Source organism: Lutibacter sp., from assembly GCF_021647475.1.
GTDB lineage: Bacteria > Bacteroidota > Bacteroidia > Flavobacteriales > Flavobacteriaceae > Lutibacter.
This window is the reverse complement of record NZ_JAKIUR010000002.1, coordinates 53,704-69,109: the sequence shown is the minus strand read 5'-3', so window position 1 is coordinate 69,109 and position 15,406 is coordinate 53,704. Positions and strand designations below refer to the sequence as shown.

The 15,406-nt window shown below is 28.4% G+C and carries 16 protein-coding genes; 9 read left to right on the top strand and 7 right to left on the bottom strand.

The genetic code is table 11. The features are described 5' to 3' along the window. Positions 1–6: 6 nt before the first annotated feature. A complete protein-coding gene (locus tag L3J60_RS01095) occupies positions 7–1,185 on the bottom strand; it encodes an acyl-CoA dehydrogenase family protein (RefSeq protein ID WP_291973496.1) in 1,179 nt (392 codons plus the stop codon). Positions 1,186–1,277: 92 nt separating this feature from the next. On the opposite strand from L3J60_RS01095, the gene rnpA reads away from it, so the two are divergent. From rnpA to L3J60_RS01065, 6 genes are all read left to right on the top strand, one after another. Next, a complete protein-coding gene (gene rnpA, locus L3J60_RS01090) occupies positions 1,278–1,667 on the top strand; it encodes a ribonuclease P protein component (RefSeq protein ID WP_291973494.1) in 390 nt (129 codons plus the stop codon). Further along, on the top strand, positions 1,651–3,288 hold the full coding sequence (locus L3J60_RS01085; RefSeq protein ID WP_291973492.1) for a S41 family peptidase: 1,638 nt from the start codon (positions 1,651–1,653) through the stop codon (positions 3,286–3,288). The genes rnpA and L3J60_RS01085 overlap by 17 nt, the downstream gene beginning before the upstream one ends. A 54-nt stretch (positions 3,289–3,342) precedes the next feature. Next, a complete protein-coding gene (locus L3J60_RS01080; protein ID WP_291973490.1) occupies positions 3,343–5,034 on the top strand; it encodes a hypothetical protein in 1,692 nt (563 codons plus the stop codon). Between the two features lie 30 nt (positions 5,035–5,064). Beyond that, positions 5,065–5,643: a sugar transferase gene (locus tag L3J60_RS01075; RefSeq protein ID WP_291973488.1), complete on the top strand. Its 579-nt coding sequence runs from the start codon at positions 5,065–5,067 to the stop codon at positions 5,641–5,643. 16 nt (positions 5,644–5,659) lie between these two features. Beyond that, the gene (gene purD / locus L3J60_RS01070; protein WP_291973486.1) at positions 5,660–6,931 is read left to right on the top strand and encodes a phosphoribosylamine--glycine ligase; all 1,272 of its coding nucleotides are present in this window, start codon (positions 5,660–5,662) and stop codon (positions 6,929–6,931) included. A 219-nt stretch (positions 6,932–7,150) separates the two neighbouring features. Next, entirely contained in the window at positions 7,151–7,975 is an 825-nt protein-coding gene (locus tag L3J60_RS01065; RefSeq protein WP_291973485.1) for a glycosyltransferase, read from the top strand. Here L3J60_RS01065 and L3J60_RS01060 read toward each other — a convergent pair. Both L3J60_RS01060 and L3J60_RS01055 read right to left on the bottom strand, forming a co-directional pair. Further along, the gene (locus L3J60_RS01060; RefSeq protein ID WP_291973483.1) at positions 7,943–8,992 is read right to left on the bottom strand and encodes an ATP-binding protein; all 1,050 of its coding nucleotides are present in this window, start codon (positions 8,990–8,992) and stop codon (positions 7,943–7,945) included. The genes L3J60_RS01065 and L3J60_RS01060 overlap by 33 nt on opposite strands. Further along, on the bottom strand, positions 8,982–9,680 hold the full coding sequence (locus L3J60_RS01055) for a response regulator transcription factor (RefSeq protein ID WP_291973523.1): 699 nt from the start codon (positions 9,678–9,680) through the stop codon (positions 8,982–8,984). Before L3J60_RS01055 ends, L3J60_RS01060 begins: the two co-directional genes overlap by 11 nt. Positions 9,681–10,106: 426 nt before the next feature. Between L3J60_RS01055 and L3J60_RS01050 the strand changes: the two genes are divergently transcribed. After that, the gene (locus L3J60_RS01050; protein WP_291973482.1) at positions 10,107–10,919 is read left to right on the top strand and encodes a lamin tail domain-containing protein; all 813 of its coding nucleotides are present in this window, start codon (positions 10,107–10,109) and stop codon (positions 10,917–10,919) included. 732 nt (positions 10,920–11,651) lie between these two features. Here L3J60_RS01050 and L3J60_RS13430 read toward each other — a convergent pair. The 3 genes from L3J60_RS13430 to L3J60_RS01040 all read right to left on the bottom strand — a co-directional run bounded on the left by L3J60_RS13430 (position 11,652) and on the right by L3J60_RS01040 (position 12,359). Then, positions 11,652–11,816, bottom strand: coding sequence for a transposase (locus tag L3J60_RS13430; RefSeq protein WP_366836626.1), 165 nt, complete (start codon positions 11,814–11,816; stop codon positions 11,652–11,654). Between the two features lie 140 nt (positions 11,817–11,956). After that, positions 11,957–12,250: a transposase gene (locus L3J60_RS01045; protein ID WP_291973480.1), complete on the bottom strand. Its 294-nt coding sequence runs from the start codon at positions 12,248–12,250 to the stop codon at positions 11,957–11,959. Further along, complete coding sequence (locus L3J60_RS01040; RefSeq protein ID WP_291973478.1) at positions 12,228–12,359, bottom strand: hypothetical protein; 132 nt, start codon at positions 12,357–12,359, stop codon at positions 12,228–12,230. Before L3J60_RS01040 ends, L3J60_RS01045 begins: the two co-directional genes overlap by 23 nt. Before the next feature lie 735 nt (positions 12,360–13,094). Here L3J60_RS01040 and L3J60_RS01035 point away from each other — a divergent pair. Next, on the top strand, positions 13,095–13,454 hold the full coding sequence (locus L3J60_RS01035) for a YraN family protein (protein ID WP_291973476.1): 360 nt from the start codon (positions 13,095–13,097) through the stop codon (positions 13,452–13,454). Here L3J60_RS01035 and L3J60_RS01030 read toward each other — a convergent pair. Then, positions 13,451–14,794, bottom strand: a complete 1,344-nt coding sequence (locus tag L3J60_RS01030; protein ID WP_291973474.1) for a TlpA disulfide reductase family protein — start codon at positions 14,792–14,794, stop codon at positions 13,451–13,453. The two genes, L3J60_RS01035 and L3J60_RS01030, sit on opposite strands and share 4 nt — an antisense overlap. 73 nt (positions 14,795–14,867) lie before the next feature. Between L3J60_RS01030 and L3J60_RS01025 the strand changes: the two genes are divergently transcribed. Beyond that, positions 14,868–15,368, top strand: coding sequence for an SDR family NAD(P)-dependent oxidoreductase (locus L3J60_RS01025; RefSeq protein WP_366836623.1), 501 nt, complete (start codon positions 14,868–14,870; stop codon positions 15,366–15,368). Positions 15,369–15,406: the final 38 nt, after the last annotated feature.

Genomic DNA, 15,406 nt, shown 5'->3' with positions numbered 1-15,406 from the left:
CAGATATTATTTAAAAGCAGGAATACCTGTAATATCAAATCCAGTAATTAACAAATGAATGTCGTGTGTGCCTTCATAGGTAACAACACTTTCTAAATTCATCATATGTCGCATTATAGAATATTCGCCTGTAATTCCCATTGCTCCTAATATTTGGCGAGCTTCTCGTGCAATTTTTAAAGCCATTTCAACATTATTCCTTTTAGCCATTGAAATTTGTGCTGCAGTTGCTCTTCCTTCATTTCTAAGAGTTCCTAAACGCCAAGTAAGTAATTGAGCTTTAGTGATTTCAGTAATCATTTCAGCTAATTTTTTTTGTTGTAATTGAAAGCTAGCAATAGGTTTTCCAAACTGAATACGTTCTTTTGAATATCTCAAAGCAGTATCATAACAATCCATTGCTGCACCAATAGCACCCCAGGCAATTCCATAACGAGCAGAATCTAAACATCCAAGAGGAGCTCCTAATCCATCTTTATTGGGTAATAAATTTTCTTTAGGAACTTTTACATTATCAAAAATTAATTCTCCAGTTGCAGAAGCTCTTAAACTCCATTTATTATGAGTTTCAGGAGTTGAAAAACCTTCCATACCACGTTCAACAATAATTCCTTTAATTCTCCCTTCTTCATTTTTAGCCCAAACCACAGCAATATCAGCAAAAGGTGCATTTGAAATCCACATTTTTGCTCCGTTTAGCAAATAATAATCACCCATATCTTTAATATTGGTAACCATACCGCCTGGGTTTGAACCAAAATCAGGTTCCGTTAAACCAAAACAGCCTAAATATTCTCCGTTTGCTAATTTTGGTAAATATTTTTTACGTTGTTCTTCGTTACCATATTTCCAAATAGGATACATAACTAAAGATGATTGAACAGATGCTGTAGAACGAACGCCTGAATCTCCACGTTCAATTTCTTGCATTATTAATCCGTAGCTCATTTGATCTAAGCCTGCACCTCCATATTCTTCAGGAATATAAGGACCAAAAGCCCCAATAGAAGCCAATCCTTTAACAATAGATATTGGAAATTTAGCATCTTGAGCCGCTTGTTCAATAATTGGAGAAACTTCTCTTTTTACCCATTCTCGTGCTGCATCACGTACTAATTTATGTTCTTCTGTCAACAGTTCATCTAATTGATAATAATCTGGTGCTTCAAATAAATCTTGTGCCATAAGTTGTATATTTTTTAAGGTTTACAAATTTAGTAAATTAAAGTCCTTTTAATATTAAAATTTAAAATCTTTTATTCCTTACTTTTGTACTAATGAGGAGTATTTTAGGAAAAGAAGAAAAGTTAAAACACCGTAAATTAATTGAACAACTTTTTAAGGAAGGTTTACGTATTAATTCTAATGGAATTCAATTGGTTTATTTAAAAATTCAGCATAAAGGAACATTTCCAATTAAGGTTGGATTTTCTGTTCCTAAACGCATTATGAAATTGGCGGTAGATAGAAATAGATTAAAGCGAAGAATGCGTGAGGTATATCGAAAAAACAAACATCTTTTTTATAAAAATATATCAGAACAATATATATTTATGTTTATTTATACCGCTAAAGATGAGTTAAAGTATCTTGAAATTGAAGAATTAATATTAAATCTTCAATTAAAATTCATCAATAAAATTGAAGAAAATGAAAAAAAAATTTAAGAAAATAGGAATTGGGGTTGTAATTATAATTTCACTTTTTGTTAGTGTTGGTTATCAATCTAATTTTTTTGAGATTGCCAAACAAATAGATATTTACACTACGCTTTTTAAAGAATTAAACATGCATTATGTAGATGAGGTAAATCCTGCAAAATTAACTAATAATGCTATTGATAATATGCTTAAAAATTTAGATCCTTATACGCGTTATTATGATGAGCAAGGTGTTGAAGATGCCAGAATTAATGCGATGGGAGAATTTGGAGGTATTGGCGTGGGAGCAACATATAAAAATAAAACCATTATTATTAAAAATATTATTAAAAATTCTCCAGCTCAAAAAGCTAATCTTAAATTAGGTGATAAAATATTGAAAATCAATAATATGCAAGTAAAAGATTTTGATAAAGAAGGAGTACTTAGCTTATTAAATGGTTTACCAAACACTGAAATAAAGCTTCAAATTGAACGTCAAAATAAAACTTTTGATATTTCATTAACTCGTGAAAAAATAACTATAAATCCTGTTCCGTATTACACTATGGTAACTAAAACTATCGGTTATATTTCTTTTACAAAATTTAATCAAAAAGCAGCTTCAGAAGTAAAAAAAGCCATGCTTGATTTAAAAGATCAAGGCATGCAACAATTAATTTTAGATGTTAGAAATAATCCAGGAGGTTTGTTAAATGAAGCCGTAAAAATCTCTAATTTTTTTATTCCTAAAGATAAAATTGTAGTTACTACCAAGGCAAAAACAGTTAAGTGGAGTGAAACCTTTAAAACAAATAGAGAACCAATAGACATTAAAATTCCATTAGTAATTTTAGTGAATAATCACTCAGCTTCAGCATCTGAAATAGTTGCAGGATCGTTGCAAGATTATGATAGAGCTGTTATTATTGGCACTCGATCTTTTGGAAAAGGGCTTGTGCAACGCTATAGAAAATTGCCTTATGGAACACAAATGAAATTAACCATTGCAAAATATTACACGCCAAGCGGACGTTGCATTCAGGAATTAGATTATACCAATAGAGATGATAAAGGAAATGTCCCTAAGTTTTCTGATGCAGGAAGGTTAACCTTTAAAACAGAACATAATAGAACTGTTTTTGGCGGTGGCGGAATTCAACCAGATGTTACATTAGATAAAGCAAAATTGACAAAAACCACAAAACTTCTTTTTAATTCAGAAGCTTTTTTTAATTATGTTACACAATATTTTTACCATCATAAATCTATTAAAAAACCAAAACAATTTAAGTTGAATACTACTGATTTTCAAAATTTGATTTCCTTTTTAAAAACGCATCAAAAAGAATTTAAATCTGAAACAGAAAAAATCTTATTAAAAGTAAAAAAACAAGTAAAAAAAGATAATTTAAATATTAATTTATCAAAAAGTTACAATCAAGTTTTAACTACTATTTACAACGGAAAAATTAAGGAGTTAACCAAAGATAAAATGGCAATTATTGAAAAATTAGAAGAAGAAATTATACAACGATATTATTATAATGAAGGTGTTTTTGAGCACAAAACAAAATACGATATCACTATTGCAAAAGCAGTTTCCGTTTTAAACAACCCTAAACAATATCAAAAAATATTAGAATAAACAGTAATAAACAATAAATGAAGATATTGTATCTTTGAAAATTAAAATAAGCATATGCAAAATATAAAAATAAAAGGAAGAACACGAGCTCAAGAATCATCTAACGCCATTGAGCGTTTATATATTTCAATGCGTCACTTATTTAGCAGAGGGTTTTACAAACCTGTTGGCGTTTCAGGGGAAGCCTTGCGTGAAGCACTTTTGTTATTGCGACCAGAAATTTATGGTTCAATTGCCGAAGAAAAAGTAGAATTAAATGGCTTGTTATATGTTATTGAAAGATTACCTCAAGGTATTGAAGAATGCCGATTTATTAATTTAACCGCAGATGAAGGCTATTCAAATTCTCATTTTAAACCTATAATTCCAGAAAAAAGAAGAAGAATTTGTTTTCGAATTGATAAAGATCAAATGAATATTGAGGTAACTCGTGGAAGATCAGAAATATATGATATTTTAACACATCTTACTTTTTTGCTAATTGAATCTTATAAAATTGCGAATAAAGTACTTATAAATGGTGAAGAAGAAGAAGTTATTAGAGAATGGCTAAAGCTAGAAGAAATTGTACTTTATAATAAAAAATTATCTCATGATGAACGAGATATAATGTTAGCATATTTAGCAACTATTTTAGGAAGGTCTTTTAGTGAAGTTCAGGAAACCCATACCAGTTTAAGTGAAAAAAATAATCCTGATCGGTTTTTTCAAATTATTTATTGGTTAGGCTATGTAGCCATTAACGAAAAAACTAAAAATTTAAAAAGAACTATAACTTTTAGCCCAGTACTTAGAGAACGAATTGGTCATCATATTTATGGTGAAATTTGGGCTAATAACATTAAACAAGAACTTGAGAAACAAAATTTATTAAAACGTCCAATTCATATTATTAGTGCAAATATGCATAGCGTAATGAATTCTATTTATGCACCAATAGTATTGCCAAATCTTGTAGATAAAAATAATAATATTGCCATTTTTGAAACCTTAAGTCACAATGAAAATGAAAATTTGCGAAAACAAGTTAAAGAATATGCTTCAAAAAATGGACTCACCTATATAAAAGATACTTCAGGAACTAACATCAATGTTCAAATTATTGATACTGAAAAAATTACCATTTCTAAAACTCAGTTTGAATTTGAAAATGTATTAGAAAATGAAGATAAACCTGTAGTAATTGTTATGGATTATGCTTTTGGTGAACAAGCTTATGAAACTATGGATGAGCTTTTAAAACCTTACGTTTGTGATAAAAACAAAAAGCATCATTTAAATGTGAAATCCATTTCAATAATGGGAAAAGCAGGTATTTTAGATGGAGATAAAGGAGATATTATGATTCCTACTTCACATATTTTTGAAGGTACCGCCGACAATTATCCATTTAAAAATCGACTTAAAAAAAGAATGTTTGATGGCTGTGGAGTTAAAGTTTATTCAGGTTCTATGATTACGGTTTTAGGAACATCACTTCAAAATAAAGATATTTTAAACTTTTTTCATAATTCTACTTGGAAAGTAATAGGTTTAGAAATGGAAGGTGTGCATTATCAAAAAGCGATACAAGCAGCATCAAAAATTAGAGGAAATATTTCAAGTAAAGTAAAAGTACGATATGCGTATTATGCATCTGATAATCCATTAAAAACGGGGAGTACATTAGCTTCAGGAGGTTTAGGAACTACAGGAGTTTTGCCAACTTATGTGATTACTGAAAAAATATTAGAACAAATTTTTTAAATAAAATAGCAATTATTTTAAAATAGTTTTATGCTTGGTAAACGTATTTTTGATATCTTATTTTCTATATTAGTTTGTGTTTTTGTGTTAAGTTGGTTAATTCCCTTAATTGCTATCATAAATTTTTTAGAATCTGGCGAAAAAACATTTTTCACCCAAGAACGAGTTGGACAATTTGGAAAGCCTTTTACTATTTATAAATTTAAAAGTATGAAAGGAATTCCTCCAACAAACGATCCGCTTTTATCTCTGGAAGAACAACATAGAATTACTAAATTCGGTAAATTTATGCGAACTTATAGAATTGATGAATTTCCACAGTTTATAAACGTGTTTTTAGGTGAAATGAGCATTGTTGGACCAAGACCAGAACGGCAACAATTTTTAGATAAAGTAATTGCAAAAATGCCAAAGTACAAGCAAATGCAACAGCTAAAACCAGGAATTACATCATTAGGACAGGTAAAATACGGCTATGCAGATAATTTATCGCAAATGTTAAAAAGAGCGAGGTACGATTTAATTTATTTAGATAATTTAAACTATTGGACCGATTTAAAAGTTATTTTTGCTACTATAAAAGTAGTTTTTAAAGGAACAGGAAAATAAATAATTTACTAAAAATATGAATGTTTTAATTTTAGGATCAGGAGGGAGAGAACATGCAATTGCTTGGAAATTAAATCAAAGTAATTTATTGAATAAATTATTTATAGCACCAGGTAATGCAGGAACTGCTGAGGTTGGGAGAAATTTAAATATTCAACCCACAGACTTTAATGAAGTAAAACAAGCAGTAATCAGTAATAATATTTCACTAGTTATTGTTGGGCCAGAAGATCCTTTGGTTTTAGGAATTCATGATTATTTTTTGGCAGATGAAATGTTGAAGGATGTAATGGTAATTGGTCCACAGAAAAAAGCAGCTCAATTAGAAGGAAGTAAAGAATTTGCTAAAAAATTTATGATTAAACATCAAATTCCTACTGCAAAATACAAAAGTTTTACTGCGGATAGTTTAGCAGAAGGATATACTTTTTTAGAATCTTTAAATGCTCCTTATGTGCTTAAAGCAGATGGTTTGGCAGCAGGTAAAGGCGTACTTATTTTAAAAATTTTACAAGAAGCTAAAAATGAATTAAAAGAAATGCTATCCAATCAAAAATTTGGTAAAGCAAGTGCTAAAGTAGTTATTGAAGAATTTTTAGACGGAATTGAACTAAGCTGTTTTGTGCTTACGGATGGAATCAATTATGTGAATTTGCCAAATGCCAAAGATTATAAAAGAATTGGTGAAGGCGATACCGGTTTAAATACTGGAGGAATGGGAGCTATTTCTCCTGTGCCATTTGCATCAAAAGAATTTTTAGAAAAAGTTGAAAAGCAAGTAATTATTCCTACTATTGAAGGGTTGAAAAAAGATGAAATTCCGTATCAAGGATTTATCTTTTTCGGATTGATTATGGTGAATAATGAGCCTAAAGTTATTGAATACAATTGCAGAATGGGCGATCCTGAAACCGAAGTTGTAATTCCAAGAATTAAAAGTGATTTATTAGAATTATTTATTGCCACAGGAGAACATAAATTAAATACTAAAAAAATAGAATTTTATAAAGAAAGTGCAGCTACGGTAATGCTAGTTTCTGGAGGTTATCCTGAAGCTTATGAAAAAGGGAAAATTATTAAAGGAATTGATGCCATTGAAAATTCAATTGTTTTTCAAGCAGGAACAGCTAATAAGAATGATAAAATTATAACCAATGGAGGACGAGTTTTAGCAGTTACTTCTTATGGTGAAAATTTTAAAGATGCCTTAAAAAAATCGTATCAAAATGTAGAAAAAATTAGTTTTGAAAAAATGAACTTTAGAAAAGATATTGGTTTTGACTTGTAAAAAAAAATTCTTGTCGCTCCGTTAAATTGGGGATTAGGACACGCAACTCGCTGTATTCCAATAATTAACGCTTTAATTAAAGCGAATTATACTCCTGTCATTGCAAGTGACGGTATTGCTTTAGAATTCCTAAAAAGAGAATTTCCTAACCTTCAATTTTTTAAATTACCAAGTTATAACATTAATTACGCTAAAAAGGCAACCCTTTTTAAATTTCATTTGCTATTAAAAACTCCTTCAATAATTAAAGCGATTATAAAAGAAAAAAAATTAGTTGCAGACTTAATTGAAAAAGAAACCATTTCAGGTGTTATTTCGGATAACAGATTTGGAGTATATTCAAAAAAAATTCCTTCAGTATTTATAACGCATCAATTAAAAGTTTTATCAGGAAATACAACTTGGATTACTTCTAAAATTCATCAATATATTATTAAAAAATTTGATGAATGTTGGATTCCAGATGTTGCTTCAGATTTTAGTTTATCGGGTAAATTATCAGCTGTAAAACTCAAAAATATTAAGATAAAACACATTGGGATTTTAAGCAGATTTAAACCTCAAACGAGCTCAAAAAAACACGATATATTAGTATTGTTATCAGGAGTTGAACCTCAAAGAACGCTATTTGAAAATAAAATACTAAAAGAGCTTTCAAATTTTAAAGGAAACGTAGTTTTGGTTAGAGGTGTAATGGATAATTCAGAAATTAAAACTCCAGCTAATTTTAAAGTGATAAACTATTTGTTAGGAACAGATCTTGAAAAAATAATAATAGCGAGTAAATTAATTATTGCACGTTCAGGATATTCAACTATTATGGATTTGGCGGTGTTAAATGCAAATGTTTTGTTTGTGCCAACCCTAGGACAATTTGAGCAAGAATATTTGGCAGCATATTTATTTAGAAAACGTCATATTCCTTTTTTTAAGCAACATAAAATAAAATTTTCTGATATAAAAAATTTGAATGATATAGGAAAATTTGGAAATTATTCCACGATTTTTCCTTTAGAATATTTCAGCTTTTTCGAGCGTAAATGAAAATTCTGACCCTTTTTTGTAATTACTTTTTACAAAAATTGATTCGTTATGAGCTTCAACAATGTGTTTAACAATAGCCAATCCTAAACCAGAACCACCTTGTTCGCGAGAGCGACTTTTATCTACTCTATAAAAACGTTCAAACAACCTCGCTTGATCTTCTTTTTTAATACCTTCTCCGTCATCAGCAATTTTAATTAACACTTTATTTTGTTGGTATGGTGATACGGATACAATGGTTGTTCCTCCAGACTTTCCATATTTAATAGAGTTTACAAGTAAGTTAGTTAAAACTTGCTCTATACGCTCTATATCACCAATAACCATAACAGGAAATTCATAAATTTTATCAAAAAGCATTGAAATATCACGTTTTTTTGCTTTCATTTCAAGCAGTTCAAAAACTCCCTGAATTAGTGCAATACTATTAAAAGGTTGTTTGTTTAACGTTAAATCTGATGATTCTAGTTTTGAAATTAAATCTAAATCTTTTACAATAGCAATTAATCGTTCAACACCTTTATTGGCTCGTTGCACGTATTTTTCTCTAATTAATTTATCGTTTAAAGCACCATCTGCAAGGGTTAATAAATAACCTTGAACGGTAAAGAGCGGAGTTTTAAGTTCATGAGAAACATTTCCTAAAAATTCTTTTCTATAATTTTCTCTAAGATTTAAACTTTGAATTTGAGCTTGTTTGTTTTTAGCAAATTTTTCAACATCTCTTGAAAGCGAATCCATATCAGAAGTAATAGAAGTTTTATTTAAATCGGAAGCATCTAAAATAGAAACATCATTGTATATTTTTTTAATACGCTGATAAATAAACTTTTCTATTCTATATTGAATTATTAAAAATGATAAAAAAAAGAAAATAATAAAAAATACACCTATTGATTTTAATGTTAAAGGAGTTTTTAAAAAATAAAAATCAATAATAAAAAACAATAATGCAGAGAAAAATGCCAGATATATGGATGATTTAAATGCAAAAGCGTATGTTTTTTTAATCTTCATTAATTATAAATTTATAACCAACACCTTTTACGGTTTTAAAGTTGTTGTCGCCAATTTTTTCTCGTAGTTTTCTAATGTGCACATCAATAGTTCTGCCACCAACAACCACTTCATTTCCCCAAACCTTATCTAAAATATCATCGCGTTTAAAAACTTTACCAGGTTTTGAAGCTAAAAGTGAAAATAATTCAAATTCTTTTTTAGGTAACGAAAGTTTGGTTCCATCTTTTATAACCACATATTCTTCTCGATCAATAACAATATTTCCAATTTTAATTTTTTCATCAGTTTCTATTGTTTTTTCAATTTTAATACGCCTAAGTAACGCTTTAATTTTACTAACTAATACTTTTGGTTTTATAGGTTTGGTAATATAATCGTCAGCACCAACGTTATAACCGGCTACTTGAGAATAATCTTCACCACGAGCAGTAAAAAAGGTGATTAAAACATGTTCCAAACCTTTAGTATGTCTAATTTTTTCACAGGCTTCAATGCCATCCATTTTAGGCATCATAATATCTAAAATAATTAAATGCGGAATTATTTTTTTAGCAACTTTAACCGCTTCAGCTCCATTTTTAGTAGTAAATATTTGGTAACCTTCATTTTTTAAATTGTAGCCTACAATTTCTAAAATATCTGGTTCATCATCAACTAATAATATTTTAATATCAGAATTTTTCATATACGTATTATATTGTATCTGTTGTGCATTATGATAAAATTTCGTCAATTTGAGTAAATTTTAGCCTTTTTAGGCTTAAAATTAGTATCGAGAATAGCTTTTTTATTTAAAAATAGATGTTCTCGATACCATTTTTTATCAAAAATTACTCGAACTAACGTAACAGTAAATTTAAAAACTCAAAATGAACAATAAATTATACTGTTTTCAAAAGTAATCAATAATTGTTAAAACATGGTTTTATAATTATTTCTTGGTGATAAAATAACAATTACATAACCTTAGCCTTACAGTTTGTTAAAGTTTAACTACCACTTGTTAAATTAATGCAATAATTTTATAATTATAACGTTAATAGCTATTTTTTGTAGTTTTTATTTGATAATTTTGATAATAATTATTTTAAAAACTTTAAAACTAAAAACTATGAAACAACTTTACATTTTATTGATTACTTTTTTTATAACCGCTATTAGCTTTGGGCAAGTGAATGTAGGAGATATAATAATTACAGAAATTATGCAGAATCCAAGTGCTGTATCGGATGCTAATGGTGAATATTTTGAAGTGTATAACACTACTGCTTCTTCAATTGATATGAATGGATGGACTATTAAAGATTTAGGAACGGATTCTCATATAATTTCATCATCAGTAGTGGTTCCAGCAAATGGGTATGCTGTTTTTGCAAAAAATGGAGACACTGCAGTTAATGGAGGGTTTACGTCAAATTATACCTACTCAGGAATTACTTTAGGGAATAGTTCTGATGAATTATTACTAGTGGACGCAATAGGAACAACTATTGATGAAGTTGATTGGGATAATGGAGCAACTTTTCCTGACCCAAATGGAGCTAGTATGGAGTTGTCAACAAATAAATATAATTCAGTTGATAATGATACAGGATCAAATTGGTCAGCTGCCGTTACTGTATTTGGTTCTGGAGACAAAGGAACACCTGGAACTATAAATGATTTTACTTTAGGTATTGTAAAAAACCAAATAGCAGGTTTTGCAATGTATCCAAACCCAGTGAGCAACGGTAAATTTGTAATTACTACTAATAACGGAGCTAATAAACAAGTAGAAATTTACTCTATGATTGGCAAACAAGTATATAGTAAAACGGTTAAAGCTAATGAAACTATTGATGTTTCTAATTTAAACCAAGGAATTTATGTACTTCGTGTTAAAGAAGATAATAAAATTGCCACACGAAAATTAATTGTAAACTAGTTAATATTTATCACTCGTTTTACATTTTTAATAAAATTTCGTCAATACGAGTGGTTTTATTAAGAATGGAATTCTTAGTAAAATTGTATCGAGAACTTATGTAAAAAGACTTCTCGGTACAATTTTCTATCGAAAATCACTCGAAGTGACGTACTTAATATATTCATTATCAAAATATTACTAAACATTACAATAATATTTTTTTCGTCAATTCGAGTGAATTTTAGCCTTTTTAGGCTTAAAATTAGTATCGAGAACGGCTATTTTTAACTAAAAAACCCATTCTTGATACAATTTTTTATCAAAAATCACTCGAACAGATGTAACAACCTGAGTTCGACCTAAGGATTTACTTTAAATAACTGAAAATCAAAATGTCATTGCGAAAATTAAAAATGTAGTGCCATAATTTGAAGTAATCTTTTCATAAAAATGAGATTGCTTCCTCATTTCGCTTTGCTTCATTCATCGCAATGACGTAGCTTGTTGATTTTCAACCCAGTATTTATTTTCTTACATCGAACTCAGGTTAACAGTAAGTTTAAAGAGTTAAAGTGCACAACGAGTATTTATACTATAAAATAGGCTATCCATAAAATTTTGAAATCGTCATCCTATGTTTGCATAAGTATTAAATTATTTTGATACATTTTTTGGTTATTGACCACAGAACAAATTCGAGCGACTATTTTATTTCTTACCGCATTTAAAACTAATATTTTATTTTTGCCTTCAGCTACTTTTCTTTGATAATATCTTTGTAAATCTCCTTCCAATTTTACAGCTCATGGCGGATAAATGTAATAATTTTTTCAATCCTTTATCTGCTATATAAGAAACTCTGGGTCTTCTGTAGATAGAAGATCCAGATTGATGTTCAAAGGGTACTACTCCCACATAACAGGCTAATTTTTGTGGGTTATTAATTGTTTTAAATTCATTTGTTTTTACAAAATTTTTTTCTTCAAGAAATTCTAATTCTTTACAAGGGACCTTAAATTTAAGTTTCGATTTAATCAAACGATTTCTATACGTTACTAAAGCTTGTATTTTTTGATGACTTTTCGTGTAAAAATAAAAGGATGAAGGTTCTCTAAATGTAATTTCAAAAACTTAGCAATTCGCTCAGCATCAATCAGATTATTTTTACCTCTTACTAATCCTAAACTTCTTTTTAAATGTAACGGATTAATAACATATAATTCTAAATTTAGATTGTCAAAAACTCGGTAGCTTGGCCAATTGTAATATCCTGTACTTTCCATACAAATTAAAAGTTTTTCTTCTGGATGATTTTTAATAAGCCTTTTAAATAAACGGGTAATAACCACTGGTAGTGTTCTTAACTTGAAAGGATTTATACCCTTTTTTAGATAAGAGATAAATGTCTAGTTTTAATTTACTAACATCAATTCCAATAAAAATTGAATTTTCTTTCATAATTTTGTTTTAAGATTTACAAAAGATTGAGAATTCAAGTTGAATTTAATTCCTTAATAACCTGAGTTCGACCTAAGGATTTACTTTAAATAACTAAAAATCAAAATGTCATTGCGAAAATTATAAATGTAGTGCCATAATTTGAAGTAATCTTTTCATAAAAATAAGATTGCTTCCTCATTTCGCTTTGCTTCATTCATCGCAATGACGTAGCTTGTTGATTTTCAACCCGGTATTTATTTTCTTACATCGAACTCAGGTTAATAATGGGCCATAACGCCTGAATTTCTAATATGAATCTTAACTTGAAAAGAAGGGAAAAGTCCAAATCAGCTTTTAAACCTGAGTTCGACCTAAGGATTTACTTTAAATAACTAAAAATCAAAATGTCATTGCGAAAATTATAAATGTAGTGCCATAATTTGAAGTAATCTTTTCATAAAAATGAGATTGCTTCCTCATTTCGCTTTGCTTCATTCATCGCAATGACGTAGCTTATTGATTTTCAACCCGGTATTTATTTTCTTACATCGAACTCAGGTTTTAAGTCTTGAAACTTAGAACTTTTGTGGTTCACTTTTCCTTTCTCTCAATCAAAATATTTAACTTAATCAAAGTTATAATATTTATATTGCAAGTCTAAAGGAATGGAGAGTAACGGAATAAAGAATGTTTACGTAAATAATCGAAGAACCTTAAATTCTTCGCTTTAACTTAGAATGGTAAAATAAAAAAATGGCTATACATAACGAATTAGGTAAAAAAGGAGAGGAACTTGCAGTGGAATTTCTTCAAAAAAAAGGATACAAAATATTAAATAGAAATTGGAGATATAAAAAAGCAGAAGTAGATATTATTGCTCAAAAAAATGAAGTTTTAGCTGTAGTTGAAGTTAAAACACGTTCATCCAATTACTTTGGAAATCCTCAAGATTTTGTAAATGAAAAAAAAATAAAATTATTAGTGGAAGCTATTAATGAATATGTAGTTTCTAAAGATTTAGATATTGAAGTTCGGTTTGATATTATAGCAATTTTAAAAAATAAAAGCACCTTTAAAATTGAACATTTAAAAGATGCTTTTTTATATTTTTAGTGATTAAAAAAAGCTTTTAAATCCTTAAAATGCTGAGGTTCAGCAACAATTTTCTTATCTTTATCTAAAATAAAATAGGTTGGCGTTGCACGTATTTCATAAGTTCTAGCAGTTTTGTTTTGCCATCTTTTTAGTCCTAAAATATTTGTCCATTCTGGATACATTTTTGAGTATTTTTTAAATCCTAAATCATCATTTTCTAATGTAAAACCTATTACATGAACATTTTTTAAAGTTTTTGAAAACTTATATAATAATGGAATTTCATGCAAACAATGTGAACAAGTAGTACTCCAAAAAACCAAAATATAATGGTCGGCAACATTTAAATCGGATAGTTTTTTAGCTACGCCATTTTCATTCCAAGAAAAATCTGGAGCAGTATTTCCTAAAGCTAGTTTTAATTTATCCTTTGTTACTAAAATAACTTCTTCACTTTGAAATTTTTTCGGCATTTTAGTATAAATATTTAGAACATATTTCATTAAAGAATAATTTTCTTGCTGTGTGAAATTATACAAAATAGAAGTCAACAAATCACTTTTTAATTGTAAATCATTTCCTGTTTTAGCAATAACTTCTTTAATGGCTTGTTCATATAACATTTTTTGAACAGAAACATCTTCAGACACACTTAAATAAAATACATAATCAATTACCTTTTCTGTAATAAAAATCGAGTTTTTAAGAGTTTCATCTTTAAAATTTACAAAATCAAAATAATGCTGTTTTTTACTGTTTAAAAATTCTTGTGGAGTATTTAATATTTTATTTGGGAAATAAACTTCATCGGCAATAATAAAATGATTGGCTTGTAAACCTTTACTTTTTGCTTGATATAACTGTTGTATTTCTTTATAGTTTTTAAGTGTTTTTGTATATAGTTTTGAAATTTCTGACTTTGCTTTTTTATCTTTAGCGTTAAAATATTCTAACTGTAATGAGTCTAACTTTTGCTCAAAAACTGTAGTTTTAATTAAGTAATTATTATACAATTTATTTTCATCAGAAACTAAAAATTTTACTGAGGTTTTTGGTGCTTTTGGGTTAAAGGTTAATTCAACGTTTTGTTTATTGTAAATAAAATCAACTTTGTTTTTTTGATCCATTTTATACATTAAGCGGTACATTCCTTTACTTGCAGTAGCAGGAATTGCAATATTAAAAGCTCCGTCATTTAAAGTAGAATTTCCAATATAAACTTGCCTAGCTCCTTTTAGCTGATATAAAATAACCCATTTGTATTGGTTACTAGCAGGATTCATGGTTCCTTTTACAAAATTTTGACCAATAGCAATTTGGCTAAACAATACAATACTAAATATTATTTTTTTTATCATTTTAGAGTTTTTTATTATTTATTCAATAATCAAACCAAAAGTACTTATTTTTATCTTTTTAAAAATGTTAAATATGACTTTTGACCAAAAAGTAATTTGGATAACGGGTGCTTCCTCTGGAATTGGAAAATCGTTGGCAATTGAATTAAGTAAAAAAAACACCAAAATCATTTTATCTTCAAGAAATGAAGCAAAGTTAAATGAAGCTAAAAAGAAATGTGATCATCAAAAAAATATAAAAATACTGCCGTTAGATTTGGAAGATTATGCTAGTTTAAAAGCCAAAACTGAAGAAGCCATTAAGCTTTTCGGCAAAATAGATGTACTTTTTAACAATGGTGGTATTAGCCAACGAAGTTTAGTAAAAGATACCAATATTTCTGTTGATAAAAGAATACTAGATATTAATTATTTGGGAACTATAGCTTTAACTAAAGCAGTTTTACCCTATTTTATTCAACAAAAAAGTGGCGTTTTTGTAGTTACCACAAGTATTGTTGGTAAAATTGGAACCCCTTTACGTTCTTCTTATGCGGCTTCAAAACATGCATTACATGGTTTTTTGATAGTTTAAGAGCTGAAGTTTATAAATACAATATTAAGGTTACTTTA

Bases quoted from the DNA above. Each gene is read 5' to 3' on its own strand.
- L3J60_RS01095 (WP_291973496.1), bottom strand. From the start codon at position 1,185: ATGGCACAAGATTTATTTGAAGCACCAGATTATTATCAATTAGATGAA.
- rnpA (WP_291973494.1), top strand. From the start codon at position 1,278: ATGAGGAGTATTTTAGGAAAAGAAGAAAAGTTAAAACACCGTAAATTA.
- L3J60_RS01085 (WP_291973492.1), top strand. From the start codon at position 1,651: ATGAAAAAAAAATTTAAGAAAATAGGAATTGGGGTTGTAATTATAATT.
- L3J60_RS01080 (WP_291973490.1), top strand. From the start codon at position 3,343: ATGCAAAATATAAAAATAAAAGGAAGAACACGAGCTCAAGAATCATCT.
- L3J60_RS01075 (WP_291973488.1), top strand. From the start codon at position 5,065: ATGCTTGGTAAACGTATTTTTGATATCTTATTTTCTATATTAGTTTGT.
- purD (WP_291973486.1), top strand. From the start codon at position 5,660: ATGAATGTTTTAATTTTAGGATCAGGAGGGAGAGAACATGCAATTGCT.
- L3J60_RS01060 (WP_291973483.1), bottom strand. From the start codon at position 8,992: ATGAAGATTAAAAAAACATACGCTTTTGCATTTAAATCATCCATATAT.
- L3J60_RS01055 (WP_291973523.1), bottom strand. From the start codon at position 9,680: ATGAAAAATTCTGATATTAAAATATTATTAGTTGATGATGAACCAGAT.
- L3J60_RS01050 (WP_291973482.1), top strand. From the start codon at position 10,107: ATGAAACAACTTTACATTTTATTGATTACTTTTTTTATAACCGCTATT.
- L3J60_RS01040 (WP_291973478.1), bottom strand. From the start codon at position 12,359: ATGAAAGAAAATTCAATTTTTATTGGAATTGATGTTAGTAAATTAAAA.
- L3J60_RS01035 (WP_291973476.1), top strand. From the start codon at position 13,095: ATGGCTATACATAACGAATTAGGTAAAAAAGGAGAGGAACTTGCAGTG.
- L3J60_RS01030 (WP_291973474.1), bottom strand. From the start codon at position 14,794: ATGATAAAAAAAATAATATTTAGTATTGTATTGTTTAGCCAAATTGCT.
- L3J60_RS01025 (WP_366836623.1), top strand. From the start codon at position 14,868: ATGACTTTTGACCAAAAAGTAATTTGGATAACGGGTGCTTCCTCTGGA.